The 21,276-nt window shown below is 57.5% G+C and carries 20 protein-coding genes and 2 pseudogenes; 15 read left to right on the forward strand and 7 right to left on the reverse strand.

The features are described 5' to 3' along the window. The first annotated feature begins 3 nt into the window (after window positions 1-3). The 4 genes from DFO52_RS08150 (at window position 4) to modC (ending at window position 2,855) form a co-directional block, all read left to right on the forward strand. Window positions 4-153, forward strand: coding sequence for an AcrZ family multidrug efflux pump-associated protein (locus DFO52_RS08150; RefSeq protein ID WP_023310811.1), 150 nt, complete (start codon window positions 4-6; stop codon window positions 151-153). A 178-nt stretch (window positions 154-331) separates the two neighbouring features. Then, window positions 332-1,105 carry a molybdate ABC transporter substrate-binding protein gene (gene modA / locus DFO52_RS08155; protein WP_133550041.1) on the forward strand — a complete coding sequence of 258 codons (774 nt, stop codon included), beginning with the start codon at window positions 332-334 and terminating at the stop codon, window positions 1,103-1,105. After that, window positions 1,105-1,794, forward strand: a complete 690-nt coding sequence (gene modB / locus DFO52_RS08160) for a molybdate ABC transporter permease subunit (RefSeq protein ID WP_032641645.1) — start codon at window positions 1,105-1,107, stop codon at window positions 1,792-1,794. Before modA ends, modB begins: the two co-directional genes overlap by 1 nt. A 2-nt stretch (window positions 1,795-1,796) precedes the next feature. Next, on the forward strand, window positions 1,797-2,855 hold the full coding sequence (gene modC, locus DFO52_RS08165; RefSeq protein WP_029742082.1) for a molybdenum ABC transporter ATP-binding protein ModC: 1,059 nt from the start codon (window positions 1,797-1,799) through the stop codon (window positions 2,853-2,855). On the opposite strand, the pseudogene DFO52_RS08170 reads toward modC, so the two are convergent. Further along, window positions 2,856-3,227 (reverse strand): annotated as a pseudogene (locus DFO52_RS08170) (HAD hydrolase family protein); the annotation flags it as partial. A gap of 84 nt (window positions 3,228-3,311) precedes the next feature. On the opposite strand from DFO52_RS08170, the gene DFO52_RS23100 reads away from it, so the two are divergent. Next, a complete protein-coding gene (locus tag DFO52_RS23100) occupies window positions 3,312-3,470 on the forward strand; it encodes a hypothetical protein (protein WP_155279748.1) in 159 nt (52 codons plus the stop codon). A gap of 1,184 nt (window positions 3,471-4,654) precedes the next feature. Here the strand turns inward: DFO52_RS23100 and DFO52_RS08175 are convergent. Both DFO52_RS08175 and DFO52_RS08180 read right to left on the reverse strand, forming a co-directional pair. Then, window positions 4,655-5,470: a pyridoxal phosphatase gene (locus tag DFO52_RS08175; protein ID WP_047648346.1), complete on the reverse strand. Its 816-nt coding sequence runs from the start codon at window positions 5,468-5,470 to the stop codon at window positions 4,655-4,657. A 161-nt stretch (window positions 5,471-5,631) separates the two neighbouring features. Further along, window positions 5,632-5,844, reverse strand: a pseudogene (locus DFO52_RS08180) (HAD-IIB family hydrolase); the annotation flags it as partial. 140 nt (window positions 5,845-5,984) lie between these two features. Between DFO52_RS08180 and pgl the strand changes: the two are divergent. Next, the gene (gene pgl / locus DFO52_RS08185; protein ID WP_133550043.1) at window positions 5,985-6,980 is read left to right on the forward strand and encodes a 6-phosphogluconolactonase; all 996 of its coding nucleotides are present in this window, start codon (window positions 5,985-5,987) and stop codon (window positions 6,978-6,980) included. A 77-nt stretch (window positions 6,981-7,057) separates the two neighbouring features. Here pgl and DFO52_RS08190 read toward each other — a convergent pair whose 3' ends face one another. Continuing rightward, complete coding sequence (locus DFO52_RS08190; protein WP_029741919.1) at window positions 7,058-8,341, reverse strand: putative acyl-CoA thioester hydrolase; 1,284 nt, start codon at window positions 8,339-8,341, stop codon at window positions 7,058-7,060. 226 nt (window positions 8,342-8,567) lie between these two features. Between DFO52_RS08190 and hutI the strand changes: the two genes are divergently transcribed. The 5 genes from hutI to hutH all read left to right on the forward strand — a co-directional run bounded on the left by hutI (window position 8,568) and on the right by hutH (window position 14,813). Beyond that, entirely contained in the window at window positions 8,568-9,791 is a 1,224-nt protein-coding gene (gene hutI, locus DFO52_RS08195; protein ID WP_133550045.1) for an imidazolonepropionase, read from the forward strand. Further along, complete coding sequence (gene hutG / locus DFO52_RS08200) at window positions 9,788-10,726, forward strand: formimidoylglutamase (RefSeq protein WP_133550047.1); 939 nt, start codon at window positions 9,788-9,790, stop codon at window positions 10,724-10,726. Before hutI ends, hutG begins: the two co-directional genes overlap by 4 nt. 19 nt (window positions 10,727-10,745) lie before the next feature. After that, window positions 10,746-11,480 (forward strand): histidine utilization repressor, encoded by a 735-nt coding sequence (locus DFO52_RS08205; RefSeq protein WP_023310841.1) that lies wholly within the window; start codon window positions 10,746-10,748, stop codon window positions 11,478-11,480. Window positions 11,481-11,607: 127 nt separating this feature from the next. Next, entirely contained in the window at window positions 11,608-13,293 is a 1,686-nt protein-coding gene (gene hutU / locus DFO52_RS08210) for a urocanate hydratase (RefSeq protein WP_029741916.1), read from the forward strand. Next, the gene (hutH, locus tag DFO52_RS08215; protein ID WP_059346367.1) at window positions 13,293-14,813 is read left to right on the forward strand and encodes a histidine ammonia-lyase; all 1,521 of its coding nucleotides are present in this window, start codon (window positions 13,293-13,295) and stop codon (window positions 14,811-14,813) included. The genes hutU and hutH overlap by 1 nt, the downstream gene beginning before the upstream one ends. A 103-nt stretch (window positions 14,814-14,916) precedes the next feature. Here the strand turns inward: hutH and DFO52_RS08220 are convergent, their stop codons facing one another. Together DFO52_RS08220 and bioA are read right to left on the reverse strand one after the other, a co-directional pair. Next, window positions 14,917-15,393: a kinase inhibitor gene (locus tag DFO52_RS08220; protein WP_029742175.1), complete on the reverse strand. Its 477-nt coding sequence runs from the start codon at window positions 15,391-15,393 to the stop codon at window positions 14,917-14,919. Window positions 15,394-15,441: 48 nt separating this feature from the next. Beyond that, window positions 15,442-16,749, reverse strand: coding sequence for an adenosylmethionine--8-amino-7-oxononanoate transaminase (gene bioA / locus DFO52_RS08225; RefSeq protein WP_133550049.1), 1,308 nt, complete (start codon window positions 16,747-16,749; stop codon window positions 15,442-15,444). A 68-nt stretch (window positions 16,750-16,817) separates the two neighbouring features. Here bioA and bioB point away from each other — a divergent pair, with 68 nt between their 5' ends. The 4 genes from bioB to bioD are packed head-to-tail and all read left to right on the forward strand — an operon-like array spanning window position 16,818 to window position 20,445. After that, window positions 16,818-17,858 carry a biotin synthase BioB gene (gene bioB / locus DFO52_RS08230; protein WP_032641628.1) on the forward strand — a complete coding sequence of 347 codons (1,041 nt, stop codon included), beginning with the start codon at window positions 16,818-16,820 and terminating at the stop codon, window positions 17,856-17,858. Continuing rightward, window positions 17,855-19,012 carry an 8-amino-7-oxononanoate synthase gene (gene bioF, locus DFO52_RS08235; RefSeq protein WP_133550051.1) on the forward strand — a complete coding sequence of 386 codons (1,158 nt, stop codon included), beginning with the start codon at window positions 17,855-17,857 and terminating at the stop codon, window positions 19,010-19,012. Before bioB ends, bioF begins: the two co-directional genes overlap by 4 nt. Continuing rightward, window positions 18,996-19,751, forward strand: a complete 756-nt coding sequence (gene bioC / locus DFO52_RS08240) for a malonyl-ACP O-methyltransferase BioC (RefSeq protein WP_133550053.1) — start codon at window positions 18,996-18,998, stop codon at window positions 19,749-19,751. Before bioF ends, bioC begins: the two co-directional genes overlap by 17 nt. Beyond that, complete coding sequence (bioD, locus tag DFO52_RS08245) at window positions 19,744-20,445, forward strand: dethiobiotin synthase (RefSeq protein WP_166642353.1); 702 nt, start codon at window positions 19,744-19,746, stop codon at window positions 20,443-20,445. The genes bioC and bioD overlap by 8 nt, the downstream gene beginning before the upstream one ends. On the opposite strand, the gene DFO52_RS08250 is transcribed toward bioD, so the two are convergent. After that, the gene (locus DFO52_RS08250; protein ID WP_133550057.1) at window positions 20,408-21,130 is read right to left on the reverse strand and encodes an ATP-binding cassette domain-containing protein; all 723 of its coding nucleotides are present in this window, start codon (window positions 21,128-21,130) and stop codon (window positions 20,408-20,410) included. The genes bioD and DFO52_RS08250 overlap by 38 nt on opposite strands. Between the last annotated feature and the right edge of the window lie 146 nt (window positions 21,131-21,276).

Genomic DNA, 21,276 nt, shown 5'->3' on the forward strand with positions numbered 1-21,276 from the left:
ACCATGTTAGAGTTGTTGAAAAGTCTGGTATTCGCCGTGATCATGGTACCAGTAGTGATGGCCATCATCCTCGGTGCCATCTACGGCCTGGGTGAAGTGTTCAACGTCTTTTCGAACATTGGTCACAAAGACCAGGCTAAAAAGCAGCATTGATTCCCCACAAAACGCCCGGCGAGTCCGGGCGTTTTGCTCTCAAGATTTTCCCGTTTACGCCGATATTATTTAACGCATCACGCCGGTTTACCCCTTGAGCGGTACGATTAAACGCTGGGATCTCCCTGACGTTACCGTTATATTAATATGTATATAACGCTACTCACAGGAGTTACAGATGGCACGTTCATGGGTACGCCTTTTCGCAGGGGCAACGCTGACGCTTTCACTTACCGGACACGCGCTGGCGGACGAAGGTAAAATCACGGTCTTCGCCGCGGCGTCGCTGACCAACGCGCTGCAGGACATCGCGGCGGCGTATAAAAAAGAGAAAAACGTCGAGGTGGTCTCCTCTTTTGCCTCTTCCTCTACGCTGGCGCGCCAGATAGAAGCGGGCGCACCGGCGGATCTGTTCATCTCGGCTGACCAGAAGTGGATGGATTACGCGGCGGAGAAGAAATCGATTGATGCCACAACCCGCGAAACGCTGCTTGGGAATAGCCTGGTTGTCGTGGCGCCAAAAGCCAGCGCGCAGGCGGAGATCACCATCAACAAACAGACCCACTGGACGAGCCTGCTGAACGGTGGCCGTCTGGCGGTGGGCGACCCGGAGCACGTTCCGGCCGGGATTTATGCCAAAGAAGCGCTGCAAAAGCTGGGTGCATGGGAGACATTGTCACCGAAGCTGGCCCCGGCGGAAGACGTGCGCGGCGCGCTGGCGCTGGTTGAGCGCAACGAAGCCCCGCTGGGCATTGTGTATGGCTCTGATGCCGTTGCCAGTAAAGGTGTAAAAGTGGTCGCAACGTTCCCGGAAGACTCCCACAAGAAAGTGGAATATCCTGTTGCGATTGTTGATGGACATAAAAATGCGGCCGTGACGGCCTTCCGCGATTACCTGAAAGGGCCGGAGGCGTCCGCAATCTTTAAACGTTATGGATTTATGACTCACTGATGATATTGACCGATCCTGAATGGCAGGCTGTTCTGCTGAGCCTAAAAGTCTCTTCCCTGGCGGTTGCGCTGAGTTTGCCCTTTGGGATCTTTTTTGCCTGGCTACTGGTTCGCTGTCAGTTTCCCGGCAAAACGCTGCTCGACAGCGTGCTGCATCTTCCGCTCGTTTTGCCGCCCGTGGTGGTCGGTTACCTGCTGCTGATTTCGATGGGGCGACGCGGTTTTATCGGCGAGAAGCTCTACGACTGGTTTGGGCTGACGTTTGCTTTTAGCTGGCGCGGTGCGGTACTGGCGGCGGCGGTGATGTCATTCCCGCTGATGGTGAGGGCGATACGCCTCGCGCTGGAAGGCGTGGACATGAAGCTCGAACAGGCGGCCCGTACGCTTGGCGCAGGGCGCTGGCGTGTCTTTTTCACCATCACGCTCCCGCTTACGCTACCGGGCATTATTGTCGGGACGGTGCTGGCCTTCGCCCGCTCGCTGGGCGAGTTTGGCGCGACGATCACGTTTGTGTCGAACATCCCCGGCGAGACGCGAACCATCCCGTCGGCAATGTATACCCTGATTCAAACGCCGGGCGGTGAAGGTGCGGCGGCGCGGCTGTGTATTATTTCAATTGTGCTGGCGCTGGCATCGCTGATGGTGTCTGAATGGCTGGCGCGGCTCAGCCGCGAGCGGATGGGGAAATAAGCATGCTGGAACTCCATTTCACCCAGACGCTGGGAAACCATACCCTGACGCTTAACGAGACGCTGCCGGCAAGCGGTATCACCGCCATCTTTGGCGTGTCGGGGGCGGGAAAAACGTCGCTGATTAATGCCATCAGCGGCCTGACCCGCCCGCAGTCTGGCCGTATTGTCCTGAATGACCGCGTCCTGAATGACGTGGAGAACAAAATTTACCTCTCGCCGGATAAGCGTCGCATCGGCTATGTTTTCCAGGACGCGCGCCTGTTCCCGCACTACAGCGTGCGCGGCAACCTGCGTTACGGCATGGCGAAAAGCATGGCCGGGCAGTTTGACAAGCTGGTGACGCTGTTAGGCATTGAGCCTCTGCTCGACAGGCTGCCATCGTCGCTCTCCGGCGGAGAAAAACAGCGTGTGGCCATTGGCCGTGCGTTGCTCACCGCCCCCGAGCTGCTGCTGCTCGACGAACCGCTGGCCTCGCTCGATATTCCGCGTAAACGCGAACTTCTGCCTTATCTACAGCGCCTGACGCGCGAAATTAATATTCCGATGCTCTACGTCAGCCATTCGCTGGATGAGATCCTCCATCTGGCCGACAAGGTGCTGGTGCTGGAAGAGGGCAGCGTGAAGGCCTTCGGCAACCTGGAAGAGGTGTGGGGCAGCAGCGTAATGCACCCGTGGTTACCCCGGGAACAGCAGAGCAGCATCCTGAAAGTGAGCGTTCTGGAACACCATCCACACTACGCAATGACCGCCCTGGCGCTGGGCGACCAGCATCTGTGGGTCAATAAGATCGACAAACCGCTACAGTCCGCGCTGCGTATTCGCATCCAGGCGTCGGACGTCTCGCTGGTGCTGCAGCCGCCGCTGCAAACCAGTATTCGAAATATTCTGCGCGCCAAAGTCGCGGAGTGTTTTGATGATAACGGCCAGGTGGAAGTGAAGCTTGAAGTCGGCAGCAGGACGCTCTGGGCGCGCATCAGCCCGTGGGCAAGGGATGAGTTAGGGATCAAACCCGGCCTGTGGCTTTACGCGCAAATTAAGAGCGTCTCGATCACCGCCTGATTACAGCAGGCGGGTATAAATGTACTGCGCGATGCTGTCGGTGGTGTTGTCACCAATCACCACGTTGGCGCGGGCTTTTACCGCGTCGTCTGCATTGCCCATCGCCACGCCGGTACCGGCGGCTTCCAGCATGCTGATGTCGTTGTAGTTGTCGCCGAAGGCGATCACGTCACGCATCGACCCGCCCTGTGATTCCACATACTGCGTCAGGCGCTTGCCTTTGCTGTTGCCTTTGCGGGCAATGTCCACCTGGTCATGCCAGGACCATTCGCACTCCAGACCCAACGTTTGTTCCACGTGTTTTGCGAAGGTATTCAGTTTGGCGGTGTCTTCATCCGTCAGGGCAAATTTCCAGAATGATTCAATCACTCTGAAATGGATCAATGAAACATTGAGGATTGTTAAGTTGAATTCAAAAGGTAAATCTCATGGTGTGTTTGCTTGTAGGGAAAGTGCATGAAATACAACGTGGGTAAGAGAGTAAAAGTAAATTTCTATGGGACTATGATGATTGGTATGAACATGGGGTATTTCGATGGAAGTTATGTTATAAATTTTTATAGTGCTGGTAGGAAATCACTTGAAGAAAAACAAATCATGGAGGTTATAAAATGAAGTATGTGTTAGTAGCGTTAGCATTGGCTCTTACTGGTTGCCAGAACGGGAAAAGTGTCAAGCTGGTTAAGATGGAATGCACGAGTACAAAGGGGGAGGTTAACCATGCCTCGTTCGGTAAAAAGAACCTCGACTATCTCACATGGAACGGGAAGCCCTACAAGTACCGCAACTCAGACCTGAAAGATAGGGATGAAAGCTACGCTTACTTTATAAATGGTAAGGAGCTAGTAAGTTTAATATTCTCAGATACGACTGTACTGTATAAGCACTGGCCCGACGCGAAAGGGGCGTATGAATCCAATGATCAGTACGGCTGGTGTAAGGAAGTTCTCCAATAGCTGTCTTCCTGCATGGAAGAAATATAACCATATTGCCCTGCTAGTCGGGGCTTTTTATCGTCCGTCCATACCCCTACCCATTTCCATCTAAAACGCTCTGTTTCGCTCTGTACGGCGTTATCTCCCTTCTACCTACACAACCCTATTGCTTACCCCTAAATACACCTATAGGGGAGGCTAAACATATGGAAAACGAACGATTTTATTATCCAAACAATTGCATTGAATACTGGTATGAACCTTAAGGCATTAAGATATATGGCGTGAAGTATACCAATCCAACATCATTTGAATTCTGGATCAATTCCTATGACGAATTCAGTACCGAATTGAATATTGATACATTCATTGATATGGATAAAGCCGCATACTTTCAATAGTCATTAATCTATAAACATATTGTTCATGTCATCTATGCCGCACATAAACTATTTCATGCGAGGAAGCCAAATGATTACCTATCTAGATTACTCCCAGGGAACAACAATTATTGAAGAAGATGGAGAGTACTCACGGATATGATAGCGATAGACTAGACGAACTAATCAATGTCGAAATTACATTTCCCGATGGTATTCATAATGTACGTATATTCAGTATTATCCCGTATCAGGTCGAATTGTCCTAAGTGGTAAGGAAGTTAAGAACCCACTTCGATATCATAGTGAACGTAAGCACATTCACTTATTAGTATTATCACGGCTCAAGATTAAGGTGGTTTTCCAGGTCCTATCAAACAAGATAAAAGTATTGTAATGGCTGGTACTACATATAACGCTAAATCGGGGGATACCGTAAAGGATTATGACGGCACGAACATTTGATCGTATGCCGCCATGTATCTTAGAAATATGTGTTAACTATCTTGGCAATCCCTGATTCTGTATTATTACCTATTACTAAATCGGCACATTCTTTAACCTCGGCGACGGCGTTACCCATAGCAACACCCAAGCCAGCATTTTTCAACATACTTAGATCGTTGAAATTATCTCCAAAAGCTATTACCTGGCTCATAGATAAACCTTGTGATTCTACCCATTGTGCCAGGCGTTTACCCTTACTGTTTCCGGCTTGTGCTATGTCTACTTGATCGTGCCAAGACCATTCACAGGCAAGGCCAAGCTCACGCTCTACGATTTGACCAAAGCTATGTAGTTTTTCAGTATCAGAATCAGTAAGGGCGAATTTCCAGATAGCATCAACATTTTGCGATGCTTCACTAAGAGAGGGTACTTGTTTGAAGATTGGACGTTGTGACTCTGGAAGAGATTTAGCCCAATTTTCTGTACGGATAATATGCCCCGTTGGTTCTTGGTAGAACATGGCATTATCGGCATACATCAGGCTATGAACATTGTAACTATCAAGTAAGTTTACTAATTGTGTAGCTTGTTCTGGTCGTAATGGGTCTGAGGCAATAACTCTTTTTTCTATGTGATCGTACAATAAAGCACCATTACAGCATATAGCTGGTGTATTAAGTTCTAATGCCTGATAAAAAGGATGGATGGCTACAAAGTGCCGTCCGGTAACTATGACAACCTTTGCCCCTGATTTACGGGCATTCTGTAGGGCAGATAGTGAGGCTGGTAAAATAGTTTTTTCTGGCGTCAATAAAGTGCCGTCCAGATCAAGGGCGATTACCTGATAGTTCATGCCATGCTTCGCTGTGTTTAAGTTAGGAGTTATACCGATGGTACTACGTTTGCTGTGTACCTCAAAATTAGTAACATGGAGATGTTGGAGAAGTCGTTAAGACATATAGGTTAATGAAATAGCTGTGAATTTTGCTTTTTTAGTAAATGGTGTGACTATTTCAAATAAGTGCAATTACAACAAATTGCAGGTGTATCTAACGCCAGTGCCTGATAAAAAGGGTGAATGGCAACGTGATGTCGACCCGTTACGATAAGGAGTTGATATCCCACTTCCTGCGCGCGTTTAAGCGCCTCAAGGGAGGAGGGGAGAAGGGTTTTTTGCGGCGTCAGTAAGGTACCGTCTAAATCCAGAGCAATCACACGCGAGGTCATTTGTTTTCCAGGGTTAATATTGAATTTACGTTTTGATGGGATGGTACACCGAGAGGCGAACGCTTCAAAACTCCTGTCGACAATTCAGCATTCACCGTCAAAAGTTAACTACTTTCATGCGCAGTGAGGAGTGAATATTCATGAAACAAACCGTTTATACCGCCAGTCCTGAAAGCCAGCAGATCCACGTCTGGCGTTTAAATACCGAAGGGACACTCACGCTGGTACAGGTTGTTGACGTGCCAGGCCAGGTGCAACCGATGGTCATCAGCCCGGATAAACGTTTCTTGTACGTGGGTGTGCGCCCGGAGTTCCGCGTGCTGGCCTATCGCATTTCTCCGGACGATGGCGCGCTGACGTACACTGCCGAAGCACCACTGCCGGGCAGCCCAACCCATATCTCGACCGATCGTAAAGGCAACTTTGTCTTCAGCGGCTCTTATAACGCGGGCTGCGTCAGCGTAACGCGTCTGGAAGATGGCATTCCGGTTGAAACCGTGGATGTGGTGGAAGGGCTTGAAGGCTGCCACTCGGCGAATATCACGCCGGATAACCGCACGCTGTGGGTGCCTGCGCTGAAGCAGGATCGTATCTGCCTGTTCACCCTGAGCGACGATGGTCACCTGGTGGCGCAGAATCCTGCCGAAGTGACTACCGTTGAAGGCGCGGGCCCGCGCCATATGGTCTTCCATCCGAACCAGCAGTACGCCTACGTGGTCAATGAGCTGAACAGCTCTGTGGACGTATGGGAGCTGAAAGATCCAAACGGTCATATTGAGTGCGTGCAGACGCTGGACATGATGCCGTCTGATTTCTCCGATACCCGCTGGGCGGCGGATATCCACATAACGCCAAATGGCCGCCATCTGTACGCCTGTGACCGTACCTCCAGCCTGATTACCGTCTTTAGCGTCTCTGAAGACGGCAGCGTACTGGCGATTGAAGGGTTCCAGCCAACGGAAACCCAGCCGCGCGGCTTTAATATCGATCACAGCGGTAAATACCTGATTGCGGCGGGGCAGAAATCCCACCACATCGCGCTGTATGAAATTAAAGGCGAGCAGGGGCTGCTGGAAGAGAAAGGGCGTTACGCCGTAGGTCAGGGGCCAATGTGGGTCGTGGTAAACGCTCACTAAGCGGCTAAAAACAAAAAACCTCGCGAATGCGAGGTTTTTTTATGCCCGGTAAACGCAGCGCCACCGGGCAAAACAGCTTACTGCTTCGGCTCAGCAACCACTTTGCTACCCAGACCGCGGTTGTTGTATTCCCACATGCGGTTGAAGTTAGCGTCGTTCAGGTTGCGCTGCACGTTCCCTTTATCATCCACCGCACCGGTATTGCCGGAGAATGGACGTTTGGAGATCGCGGCATCAGCCCACGGCTTCGCCATGTTGAAGCCTTCGTTGATCACGCTGTCGCGGATCACGACCTGGCCGTTAGTGGCAGAGTCCACGTCCAGGGAGCGTCCCAGCTGCGCTACGCCGTCACCGGCAGCATTAAAGCGGCTGTTCACGGCGAGGAAGCCGTAGAAGAGGTTAGACTGGGTTGCCGGAGCAAACACGTAACCTTCCTGCTGAGTGCGTGAGTTCACCACGCGGAAATCGGTATTATCAAACACCACCGCGCCGCGACCGGACACCAGATCCACGTCACCTTCAACGTAGCTGTTGGTCACCAGGGTACGGGTCAGGCGGTTATTCTGCAGGGTATTCTGCACGCCGCTGTTGGTCACGAAGAAGGTGTTCTGACGACCCAGAATGTTGACGTTGTTAATCTGCACCTGATCGCCATCGCTACGCAGCGCAACGGCCTGGTGGTTACCTGCATCAACGCTGTCGCCCAGGGTATTCTGAATGGTCAGGTTCTGCAGCTGCAGACCGTTATTCTGAGACCAGAACACCGCCGAGCACATCACGCCAATGGTGGCCGAACGCTTGCTCTGGCAGTTATCGAACATGTACCACGCCGGTTTACCCGGCATATATTTACCGGCCGGGTTCACCAGGTGACGCCAGGTGTTGCTGTCGATTTCGGAATCAATCGCCAGGCCAATTTTTACGTCGATCGCTTTTTCGCCCAGACCGTAAAGCGTAATGCTGCCAGGGGCCGCCGGAACGTACACGGTGCCTTCATATTCACCCGGCAGGATCGCGATGTACTGGCGAGACGCGCTGTGTTTAGTGATGGCCGCATCAACCGCAGCCTGAATAGAGGTATGCGTTACGCCCTGCGCACCCGCCGGGCCAACCACGAAGTCAGGCTGTTTAGGCAGGTTAATAGAAGACGGTGTCCACGGCGCAGCGTTAGGATCCATCGCCGAGAAGTAGTGCGCACGATCGAAGTTCTTCGCTTCATCAGCGGACAAAATCGGGCGGGAGGCGGTACCGGGCGCAACCTGCTCAGAAGGACGCTGATCCGGTGGTGTTGAACTGCATGCGGATAAGGTCACGCCAAAGGCGAGTGCTAACGCCAGACGGGAAATCCTGGAAATGTTCAAGGTAGAGCTCCTGGGTATGCAAGTCTTAAACGGGATAGACGAAATAGCCTGCTTTTTTATACTAAGTTGAGCGAAACGGGAAGATAAAAAGGGTAAAAGTTGCATTTTTAGTCCCGGAGCGGCAGGTAAGTGATCACAAATAAATAACATTTTCAGTCAAGGCGGTTGACAGTAGACGGTGGATGCAAATAAATGTCTATACAACCTAAGACAAGTGGAATGCCCCATGCAGCAGATTCATCCCGACGATGTAATATGGCGAAATGCGCGACTGGCTACGATGGCGCCGGACGTACCTGCGCCTTATGGACTGAAAGAGCAACACGCCCTGGTCGTGCGCGGCCACACTGTTCTGGCCGTGATCCCTGAATCTGACATTCCTTCCGGACACCGACACTGTGTCGATCTCCAGGGACGTCTGGTCACGCCTGGCCTGATTGACTGCCATACCCACCTGGTATTTGGCGGCGACCGCGCGGCGGAGTGGGAGCAGCGTCTGAACGGCGTCTCTTATCAAACCATAAGCGCCCAGGGGGGCGGGATTAACGCTACCGTGACGGCGACGCGCAGCAGCTCAGCCGAAACCTTGCTGAAACTGGCGCAGCAGCGGCTCCAGCGTCTCATGAATGAAGGCGTGACGACCGTTGAAATCAAGTCGGGATACGGGCTCAACGCCGAGGCCGAAGAGAAGATGCTGCAGGTTGCCCGCCAGCTGGGCCTCAATAATCCGATCGATATCAGCCCAACGCTGCTGGCGGCCCATGCGGTTCCGCCGGAATACCGGCAGGATCCGGATGCCTACCTCACGCTGGTCTGTGAGCAGATACTGCCCACGCTGTGGCAAAAAGAGTTATATGAAGCAGTCGACGTGTTTTGTGAAAACGTCGGCTTTACCCCGTCGCAAACCGAGCACCTCTTCAAGGCCGCCGCCGCGCTGGGTATCCCGGTGAAAGGGCATGTCGAGCAGCTGTCGAATCAGGGCGGCGCGGCGCTGGTCAGCCAGTACAAGGGCCTTTCTGCCGATCATATTGAATATCTCGACGAAGCAGGCGTTCAGGCGATGGCGGAAAGCGGCACGGTTGCCGTCCTGTTGCCGGGTGCGTTCTATTTTCTTCAGGAGCGCCAGCGTCCGCCGGTGGAACAGCTCAGAAAACAGGGCGTGCCGATGGCGGTCGCCACCGACTATAACCCCGGCACCAGCCCGTTTGCGAGCCTGCACCTGGCGATGAACATGGCCTGCGTCCAGTTTGGCCTGACGCCTGAAGAGGCCTGGGCTGGCGTCACGCGCCATGCCGCGCAGGCGCTGGGCCGTGGCGCAACCCACGGGCAGCTGCGGGCAGGGTTTGTCGCCGATTTTATCGTCTGGGATGCTCACCATCCGGTAGAGATGGTCTACGAGCCGGGACGCAACCCGCTTTATCAACGTATTTTCCGTGGGGAGGCAGTATGAGGTTATGGCGGCCCGTAGCCGAAACCGTCTGGCAGGGGCGCGATGACAGCGCCGAGGCCAGCAGTGCAAAGCGCATTTTCCAGACGATAAAGCAGCAGGGCCAGTTCACGCCGCTTGCATCCGGCATCGCGCTGATAGGCTTTGAATGTGATGAAGGTGTAAAACGCAATCAGGGCAGGCCCGGCGCCGTGCAGGCACCGGATATGCTGCGAAAAGCGCTGGCAAATATGGCAAGCCACCAGGGGCATGACCGGCTGGCGGATATGGGCTCGGTGTACGTTGAAGGCGGCGAGCTGGAAGCGGCACAGCAGGCGTTAAGCGATGCCGTCACGGCCTGTCAGCAGTCCGGGATGCGGACGCTGGTGTTTGGCGGCGGGCACGAAACCGCCTGGGCGCACGGTCGCGGCGTGCTGGAGGCCTTCCCGAACGAGCGGGTTGTCATTATCAACCTTGATGCCCATCTCGATCTGCGCAAGGCCGACCAGGCGACGTCCGGCACCCCGTTTCGCCAGCTGGCGCGCTACTGCGATGAGCGCGGGCGGGAATTTCACTACGCCTGCCTTGGCGTGAGCCGGGCGGCGAACACGCTCGCGCTGTGGGATGAGGCCGAACGCCTGAACGTCACGCTGGTGGAAGATCTCCATTTCAGGCGCGATGCGCTATCCGCCCTGGAAAGGGTGCTGGCGCAGGCCGATCGTATCTATCTGACGATCGATCTGGATGTCCTGCCCGCCAGCGAAATGCCAGCCGTGTCCGCACCGGCTGCGTTAGGCATACCGGCGCTGGATCTTCTCCCGGTTATCGAACAAATCTGCCGTAGCGGTAAGCTACAGGCCGCCGATCTGGTAGAGTTTAACCCGCAGTACGATCGGGACGGGCAGGGCGCTAAGCTCGCCGCCCGCCTGGCCTGGCAAATTGCTCACTGGTGGGCATAACACTATTCAAGGAGTCACGATGTTTTCACGCTCACCTCTGCCGCAGTCGAGCCCTCCCGCGCCTTTCTATGAAAAGGTGAAGCAGGCAATCAGCGAAAAAATCGCTACCGGCGTCTGGCGCCCGCACGATCGCATTCCTTCGGAGGCCGAGCTGGTGGCGCAGTTTGGTTTTAGCCGGATGACCGTCAACCGGGCGCTGCGCGAGCTGACTGACGAAGGGCTTCTGGTGCGCCTGCAGGGCGTGGGGACGTTTGTAGCGGAACCGAAAGGACAGTCGGCCCTGTTTGAAATCCGCAGCATTGCGGACGAGATAGCCGCGCGTAATCATCAGCACCGCTGTGAGGTGCTGGTGCTCGAAGAGACCCAGGCCAGCGCCGAGCAGGCCACAGAGCTTAACGTCAAGGAGGGAAGCCGCATTTTCCACTCCGTGATGGTTCATTTTGAGAACGACATTCCGGTGCAGATTGAAGATCGCTGCGTTAACGCTGAGCGGATACCGGACTATCTGAACCAGGATTACACCCAGACCACGCCGCATGCTTATCTCTCGCTCGTCGCACCGCTGACGGAAGGGGAGCACATTGTGGAGGCCGTGCGCGCCACGCCGCAGGAGTGTGAAAGGCTACGCATTAAAGAGCACGATCCGTGCCTGCTGATCCGCCGTCGAACCTGGTCCTCGTCGCACATTGTGTCGCATGCCCGGCTGCTTTTCCCGGGGAATCGCTACCGGCTGCAGGGCCACTTCATGTCATAAGTTTTATAAGCGTGATCGCTAACGCAATATAACAAAATTGTATCTTTTTTGTTAAATCTGACCTTGTGTGTGCTTGTCTATACAAGTATATCTAAATGCATCATCTGTCCCCTATGAGGAGCACACAATGTCGTCAGGTAAATACCGCCAGCAGGACGTCCGCGCCGCGCGCGGCACCACGCTTACCGCCAAAAGCTGGCTCACCGAAGCCCCGTTGCGCATGTTGATGAACAACCTCGACCCTGAGGTGGCGGAAAACCCCCACGAGCTGGTGGTCTACGGCGGCATAGGCCGCGCCGCGCGCAACTGGGAATGCTATGACGCAATTGTAAAATCCCTGACCGAACTCGAACACGACGAAACCCTGCTGGTGCAGTCCGGCAAGCCGGTGGGCGTATTTAAAACGCACAAAAACGCGCCGCGCGTGCTGATCGCCAACTCTAACCTCGTGCCGCACTGGGCCACCTGGGAACACTTCAACGAACTGGACGCAAAAGGGCTGGCGATGTATGGCCAGATGACCGCGGGTAGCTGGATCTACATCGGCAGTCAGGGGATCGTGCAGGGCACCTATGAAACCTTCGTGGAAGCCGGTCGCCAGCACTATAACGGCTCGCTGAAAGGCCGCTGGGTATTGACCGCGGGTCTCGGCGGCATGGGCGGCGCGCAGCCGCTGGCCGCCACGCTTGCCGGCGCGTGCTCGCTGAACATTGAGTGCCAGCAGAGCCGCATTGATTTCCGTCTGCGCACCCGCTACGTCGATGAGCAGGCAACCGATCTGGACGATGCGCTGGCGCGCATCAAAAAATACACCTCCGAAGGCAAAGCCGTGTCGATTGCCCTGTGCGGCAACGCGGCGGACATTCTCCCGCAGCTCGTCGCCCGCGGCGTGCGTCCGGATCTGGTCACCGACCAGACCAGCGCCCATGACCCGCTGCACGGTTACCTGCCAAAAGGCTGGACGTGGGAAGAATATCAGCAAAAAGCGGAAACCGACCCGGAAGGCACGGTGCTTGCTGCGAAACGCGCCATGGCAGAACACGTCTCCGCCATGCTGGCCTTTAGCCAGATGGGCATTCCGACCTTTGACTACGGCAACAACATCCGCCAGATGGCGAAAGAGATGGGCGTGAATAACGCGTTCGACTTCCCGGGCTTCGTTCCTGCCTATATTCGCCCGCTGTTCTGCCGCGGTATCGGTCCGTTCCGCTGGGTTGCCCTGTCCGGTGACCCGGAGGATATCTACAAAACCGACGCCAAAGTGAAGGAGATCGTCGCCGATGACGAACACCTGCATCACTGGCTGGACATGGCCCGCGAGCGCATTAACTTCCAGGGCCTGCCGGCGCGTATCTGCTGGGTAGGGCTGGAGTGGCGTCAAAAACTGGGCCTCGCCTTCAACGAAATGGTGCGCAGCGGTGAAGTCTCCGCGCCGATCGTCATTGGCCGCGACCACCTGGACTCCGGCTCCGTCGCCAGCCCGAACCGCGAAACCGAAGCCATGCGCGACGGCTCGGATGCGGTCTCCGACTGGCCGCTGCTGAACGCTCTGCTGAATACCGCCAGCGGCGCGACCTGGGTGTCGCTGCACCACGGCGGCGGCGTGGGGATGGGCTTCTCCCAGCATTCCGGGATGGTCATCGTCTGCGACGGAACCGATGAAGCCGCCGCGCGTATCGCTCGCGTGCTGCACAACGACCCGGCCACCGGCGTGATGCGTCACGCGGACGCGGGTTACGAAATTGCCATTGACTGTGCCAAAGAGCAGGGCCTTAACCTGCCGATGATCCCTGCCACACAAGGAAAGCATTAATGAACGCATTAACACTCACTCCCGGCTCGCTGACGCTCAAGCAGCTGCGTAACGTCTGGCGTAAACCGGTCACCCTTTCGCTGGATGAAAGCGCCCACGCCGCCATTAACGACAGCGTCGCCTGCGTCGAAGCCATCGTTGCTGAAGGGCGAACCGCCTACGGGATTAACACCGGCTTTGGCCTGCTGGCACAGACCCGCATCGCCACGCACGATCTGGAAAACTTACAGCGTTCGCTGGTGCTGTCACATGCGGCGGGCGTGGGTCAGCCGCTGGATGATGAGATTGTCCGTCTGATGATGGTGCTCAAAATCAACAGCCTGGCCCGCGGCTTCTCCGGCATTCGCCTGAGCGTGATTCAGGCGCTGATGGCGCTGGTCAATGCGGAAGTCTATCCGTGGATCCCGGCAAAAGGTTCCGTCGGCGCATCCGGCGATCTTGCGCCGCTGGCGCACATGTCGCTGCTGTTGCTGGGCGAAGGCAAAGCGCGCTGGCAGGGCGAGTGGCTTCCTGCGAAAGAGGCGCTGAAAAAAGCCGGGTTAAACCCGATTACCCTGGCGGCGAAAGAGGGGCTGGCGCTGCTGAACGGCACGCAGGCATCGACCGCTTTCGCGCTGCGCGGCCTGTTTGAAGCGGAAGATCTGTTTGCCTCGGCGGTAGTGTGCGGTGCGCTGACCACCGAAGCCGTGCTGGGCTCGCGTCGCCCGTTCGATGCCCGCATCCACGAGGTGCGCGGTCAGCGCGGGCAGATTGATGCCGCCGCGATGTACCGTCACGTGCTTACCGACACCAGCGAGATCGCGGATTCACACCACAACTGTGAAAAGGTGCAGGATCCGTATTCCCTGCGCTGCCAGCCGCAGGTCATGGGCGCGTGCCTGACGCAGCTGCGCCAGGCGGCAGAAGTGCTGCTGGTGGAGGCCAACGCGGTGTCCGACAACCCGCTGGTGTTCGCCCAGGAAAACGAGGTGGTCTCCGGCGGCAACTTCCACGCCGAGCCGGTGGCAATGGCGGCGGATAATATCGCTCTGGCGATCGCCGAAGTCGGTGCGTTGTCCGAGCGCCGTATTGCGCTGATGATGGATAAACATATGTCCCAGCTGCCGCCGTTCCTGGTGCGTAACGGCGGGGTCAACTCGGGCTTTATGATTGCCCAGGTGACCGCGGCGGCGCTGGCGAGCGAGAACAAAGCCCTGTCGCACCCGCACAGCGTGGACAGCCTGCCAACGTCAGCGAACCAGGAAGATCACGTTTCGATGGCACCGGCTGCCGGACGTCGTCTGTGGGAAATGGCCTCCAACACCCGCGGCGTGCTGGCGGTGGAATGGCTGGCGGCATGTCAGGGTGTCGATCTGCGTGAAGGGCTAAAATCCAGCCCGCTGCTGGAGCAGGCGCGTCATGCGCTGCGCGAGCATGTATCGCACTACGATGACGACCGCTTCTTTGCGCCGGATATTGATAAGGCGATGCAGCTTCTGGAAGAGGGAAGCCTTGTAGGACTGTTACCTTCGGTGCTGTGATTTTTACCCTCACTCTAACCCTCTCCCACAGGGAGAGGGAATTGCCCGGTTTTCTCCCTCTCCCTGTGGGAGAGGGCCGGGGTGAAGGCATCAGCCCGCACTATTATGAATACATCGCCGTAATCGACGCGCTGCCCAGCGAATGGAAATGCACGTTAAACCCGACCATCGCGCCGCTCGCCCCTTCATCGACCTCAATCTTCTCCACATCCAGCGCGTGCACCGTGAAGATATAGCGGTGGGTTTCCCCTTTTGGCGGCGCCGCGCCGCCGTAGCCCGCTTTACCAAAATCGGTGCGCGTCTGAAGGGCGCCTTCAGGCAGGGCAACCAGGTCTGAACCGGAACCCTGCGGCAGGACGCGCGTGTCGGCAGGCAGGTTCGCCACAATCCAGTGCCACCAGCCGGAGCCGGTAGGCGCATCCGGGTCGTAGCAGGTCACGACAAAGCTTTTGGTTCCGGCCGGAACCTCGTCCCACGCCAGGTGTGGGGAGATATTGTCTCCCTGATACCCCATGCCGTTGAATACGTGGCGTTCCGGCAGTTTTTCACCGTCGCGCAGATCTTTACTGATGATTTTCATACGGTTTACCCTCGTTGATCGCTCGTTCAGCAAGTGTAATGCATAGGGTTACATCGTGAAATGCGCGGGAATGTTAACGGCTGTTACAACCGCGTCGGTTAATTTACGCAGCTGCTCCGGCGTAATGCTGTACGGCGGCATCAGGTAGATAAGCTTGCCGAAAGGCCGCACCCAGACGCCCTGCTCAACGAAGAAGCGCTGCAGCGCCGCCATATTCACCGGATGGGTGGTTTCAATCACGCCGATGGCGCCCAGCACGCGCACGTCCGCCACAAAATTCGCGCCCGAGGCGGCGCTCAGCTCGTCTTTCAGCTGCGCCTCAATCGCCGCCACCTGCGTCTGCCACTCGCCGCTCTCCAGAATGGCCAGGCTTTCGCTTGCGACGGCGCAGGCCAGCGGATTACCCATAAACGTCGGGCCGTGCATAAAGCAGCCCGCCTCGCCGTCGCTGATGGTGTCGGCAACGTGACGGGTCGTGAGCGTGGCGGAGAGCGTCATGGTGCCGCCGGTCAGCGCCTTGCCCAGACACAGAATATCCGGCGCAATGCCCGCATGCTCGCAGGCAAACAGCCTGCCGGTGCGGCCAAAGCCGGTGGCGATCTCATCGGCAATCAGCAGAATGCCCTCGCGGTCGCACATCCTGCGAATACGTCTCAGCCATTCCGGATGGTACATCCGCATTCCGCCTGCGCCCTGCACAATCGGCTCGAGGATCACCGCGGCGATTTCATGGCGATGCGCCGCCATCAGCCGGGCGAAACCGACCATGTCCATCTCGTTCCACTCGCCGTCGAAACGGCTCTGCGGGGCAGGGGCAAACAGGTTTTCCGGCAGATAGCCTTTCCACAGGCTGTGCATCGAGTTGTCCGGATCGCACACCGACATCGCCCCGAAGGTATCCCCGTGATAGCCGTTGCGGAAGGTGAGGAACCGCTGGCGCGTTTCGCCCTTCGCGTGCCAGTACTGCAGCGCCATTTTCATCGCCACTTCCACCGCCACGGAGCCGGAATCGGCCAGGAATACGCACTCCAGCGATGCAGGCGTCATCGCCACCAGGCGACGGCATAAATCCACCGCGGGTTGATGGGTGATCCCGCCAAACATCACGTGCGACATCTGGTCAATCTGCGCCTTCATCGCCGCATTCAGGCGCGGGTGGTTGTACCCGTGAATGGCCGCCCACCACGAAGACATCCCGTCAACGAGCTGTTCGCCGCTGGCGAGGTGCAGCTCGCAGCCGTGGGCCGAGGCCACCGGATAAACGGGAAGAGGGCGGGTAGTGGAGGTGTAAGGGTGCCAGATATGCTGCTTGTCGAAGGCGAGATCGTCCTGGGTCATAATCGACTTGTAAACCATTTTGAAAAGTTTTAGGTTTACGAGTATAAACCGAACCGAAAATTAACAAAACCCTTTGGAGAAGCCCGATGGCTCACCACGCACGCTGGACGATGTCGCAAGTCACTGAATTATTCAATAAACCTTTCCTTGAGCTGATGTTCGAAGCCCAACAGGTGCATCGTCAGCACTTCGATCCGCGCCATGTTCAGGTCAGCACGCTGCTGTCGATCAAAACCGGCGCCTGTCCGGAAGACTGCAAATATTGCCCGCAGAGTGCGCGCTACAAAACCGGCCTGGAATCTGAACGGCTGATGGAGGTGGAGCAGGTGCTCGACTCGGCGCGGAAGGCGAAAAACGCCGGCTCGACCCGCTTCTGCATGGGCGCGGCGTGGAAGAACCCGCACGATCGCGACATGCCGTATCTGGAGCAGATGGTGAAGGGCGTGAAGGAGATGGGCCTCGAAGCCTGTATGACGCTCGGCACGCTGAACGACGAGCAGGCGCAGCGCCTCTCCGCCGCAGGGCTGGACTACTACAACCATAACCTCGACACCTCGCCGGAATTTTACGGCAACATCATCACCACGCGGACCTATCAGGAGCGTCTGGACACGCTGGATAAAGTGCGTGACGCGGGGATCAAGGTCTGCTCGGGCGGTATTGTCGGCTTAGGCGAAACGGTGAAAGACCGCGCGGGCCTGCTGCTGCAGCTGGCAAACCTGCCGACCCCGCCGGAAAGCGTGCCGATCAACATGCTGGTGAAGGTTAAGGGAACGCCGCTGGCGGACAACGACGACGTGGATGCGTTTGATTTTATCCGCACCATCGCGGTGGCGCGCATCATGATGCCGACCTCTTTCGTGCGCCTCTCCGCCGGTCGCGAGCAGATGAACGAGCAGACCCAGGCGATGTGCTTTATGGCCGGAGCCAACTCCATCTTCTACGGCTGCAAGCTGCTGACCACGCCGAACCCGGAAGAGGACAAAGACGTTCAGCTGTTCCGCAAGCTGGGGCTTAACCCGCATCAGACCGAGGTGCTGACGGGCGATAACGAGCAACAGCAGCAGCTGGAGCAGCAGATTTTCAACGCCGACACCGACCAGTTCTACAACGCGGCAGCCGTATGACCTGGCAGGCACGCATTAATACCGCGCTGGACGAACGCCGGGCGGCAGAGGCGTTTCGCGTTCGCAGAGTGGTGGAAAACGGCGCGGGCCGTTTTCTTACCCGCGAGGGGCGGCAGTTTTGTAATTTCTCCAGCAACGACTATCTCGGGCTGAGCCAGCATCCGTCCATCATCCGCGCCTGGCAGCAGGGTGCGGAGCGGTTTGGCGTGGGCAGCGGCGGCTCGGGACACGTCAGCGGATACACCACGGCGCATCAGGCGCTGGAAGAAGCGCTTGCCGACTGGCTCGGCTACCCGCGCGCGCTGCTGTTCATCTCCGGCTTTGCCGCCAACCAGGCGGTCATTACCGCGCTGATGGGAAAAGAGGACCGCATTGTCGCTGACCGCCTGAGCCACGCCTCGCTGCTGGAGGCGGCAAATTTAAGCCCGGCGCAGCTGCGCCGCTTTGCCCATAACGATGCGGGGCAGCTCGCCGGGCTGCTGGATAAACCCTGCGACGGACAGCAGCTGGCGGTCACCGAAGGGGTGTTCAGCATGGACGGCGACAGCGCGCCGCTTGCCGCGCTGCACGAGGCCGCAAAGCGGCAAAACGCCTGGCTGCTGGTTGACGATGCCCACGGCATTGGCGTGATGGGCGACGAAGGTCGCGGCAGCGCGTATCAGCAAAACGTTAAGCCGGAGCTGCTGATCGTCACCTTCGGCAAAGGCTTTGGCGTCAGCGGCGCCGCCGTGCTGTGCAGCGATTCGGTCGCCGACTATCTGCTGCAGTTTGCCCGACACCTGATTTACAGCACCAGCATGCCCCCGGCGCAGGCCGTGGCGCTGTCTGCGTCGCTGGCGGTGATCCGCAGCGCAGAAGGGGATGAACGTCGTCAGCGGCTGGCGGAGCATATCTCCCGCTTCCGCAAGGGGTTAGCGGCGCTGCCCTTCCACAGCCCCGATTCGCAAAGCGCCATCCAGCCGGTGATTGTCGGCGAAAACGGCCGCGCGCTGGCGCTGGCACAGGCGCTGCGCGAGCGCGGCATGTGGGTGACCGCCATTCGCCCGCCAACGGTCCCGCCGGGAACCGCGCGGCTGCGCTTAACCCTGACGGCGGCGCATGAGGCACGGGATATCCAGACGCTGCTGGAGGTGCTCCATGTTGCCGGTGAATAAACAGGCCGTTGCGGCGGCATTTGGCCGGGCCGCGCAGAGCTATTCGCAGCACGATGAGCTGCAGCGTCTGAGCGCGCAGGGGCTTCTGGCCGCGCTTGGCGAGAACCGTTTTCCGCAGGTGCTGGACGCCGGCTGTGGTCCCGGCAGCAACAGCCGCTACTGGCGCGGGGCGGGAAGCCAGGTCACGGCTATCGACCTCTCAGAGCAGATGCTCGACGAGGCGCGTCAGCGACAGGCCGCGGACCATTATCTGCTGGCCGATATCGAGGCGATCCCGCTCGCGGATGCGCAGTTCGATCTGGTCTGGAGTCATCTGGCGGTCCAGTGGTGCAGCAGCCTGCCGCAGGCCTTACGCGAGCTTTATCGCGTGGTGCGACCGGGCGGGAAGGTGGCCTTTACCACCCTGCTGGAAAGTTCGCTGCCGGAGCTGAATCAGGCGTGGAAAGCGGTGGATGAGCAGCCGCACGCTAACCGCTTTTTATCGCATGATCAGGTGACGCAGGCGCTGGCAGGCTGGCGCTACCGCAGCACGGTGCAGACCATCACCCTCAATTTTAGCGATGCGTTCAGCGCGATGCGCTCGCTGAAGGGCATCGGGGCCACGCACCTGCACGCCGGGCGGAAGAAAAAACCGCTGACCCGGGGCCAGCTGCAGCGTCTGGAGCTGGCCTGGCCGCAGCAGCGGGGACATTTCCCGCTCTCTTATCAACTTTTTCATGGGATTATCGAACGTGAGTGAACGTTATTTTGTCACCGGAACGGATACGGAAGTGGGCAAAACGGTGGCCAGCTCGGCGCTGCTGCAGGCGGCGCGAAAGCTTGGGAAAAACACCGCCGGATATAAGCCGGTTGCTTCCGGCAGCGAGATGACGGCGGAAGGGTTACGCAACACCGACGCGCTGGCGCTACAGCGTAACAGCACGTGTGAGCTTGCCTATTCAGCGGTGAATCCGTACACCTTTGCCGAGCCGACCTCGCCGCACATCATCAGCGCTGACGAAGGTCGTCCGATTGATTTCGCCGTGCTGTCAGCCGGGTTACGGACGCTGGAAAGCCAGGCCGACTGGGTGCTGGTGGAAGGTGCAGGGGGCTGGTTTACGCCGCTTTCGGACACGCAGACGTTTGCCGACTGGGTGCAGGCCGAGCAGCTTCCGGTCATTCTGGTCGTCGGCGTCAGGCTAGGCTGCATCAATCACGCCATGCTGACCGCGCAGGCCGTGCAGCAGGCCGGGCTGCGTCTGGCGGGCTGGATAGCCAACGACGTGGTTGCGCCGGGTAAACGACACCAGGAGTATCTGGCGACGCTCAGGCGCGTACTTCCCGCCCCGTGCCTCGGGGAAATTCCCTGGCTTGCAGACGGCGCGGAAAATGCCGACACCGGGCTTTATCTCGATCTCAGCGTCTTGCTTCCCGCGACATCCAGTGCGCGATAAGCTCGTCATCCAGTTCGTTAACGTGGCCCTGCGCCACGTTACGCCCGCGATAGAGCATACAGAAACGGTCCGCCACCCGGCGGATAAACGACAGCTGCTGTTCCGCTAGCAGCACCGTCATACCTAACTCCCGGTTTAAGCGCACCAGCAGCTGCCCCAGCTTCTGGGCGAAGCTGTGTCCTGCGCCGTGCAGGGGCTCATCGAGGATCAGCAGGTGCGGACGGTTTACCAGCGCATTAGCCAGCGCCAGCTGGTACTGGTCGTCCGGAGAGAGCGTGTTGGCGCGGGCCTGCCGCAACGCGTAGAGCGCCGGAAACAGGTCGTAAACGTCGCTTTTCGCTTCCGGGTTGGGTTTCCCCATCGCCCGCATGGCGATATGCAGATTCTCCTCAATCGTTAGCTGGGAGAAGATCCGCCTGTCCTGCGGGACATAGCCTATCCCCGCTCCTGAGCGCTGTTCTGGCGGCAGGTTAAGCAAGTCGCGCGGCGGCGCGCCCGCCTCGTGCCAGATGATGCTGCCGCTTTCAACGGGCACTCTCCCGGCGATGCAATTCATGAGGGTGGTTTTCCCCATCCCCGGCAGGCCAACGACGCCAGTACACATCCCTTGCGGAAAATCCAAATTCACGTTCCATAGCGTATGTTGGCTTCCGTAAAACTGATTCACAGCACGCAGACTCAACATCTTTTTCTCCTTAAAAATGTGTGTAGGTGAGGCTCGTGTTTGAATCTGCAAAACCCCTGCCAGAAACGGAAAAGTGTTCAAATAAACGGCTTTTTTAGGAATAAATCACCGGAAAGCGGTTTATAAAAAACCGGATTGCACATCGA

It is taken from the genome of Enterobacter sp. AG326, assembly GCF_004362415.1.
Lineage (GTDB): Bacteria > Pseudomonadota > Gammaproteobacteria > Enterobacterales > Enterobacteriaceae > Enterobacter > Enterobacter asburiae.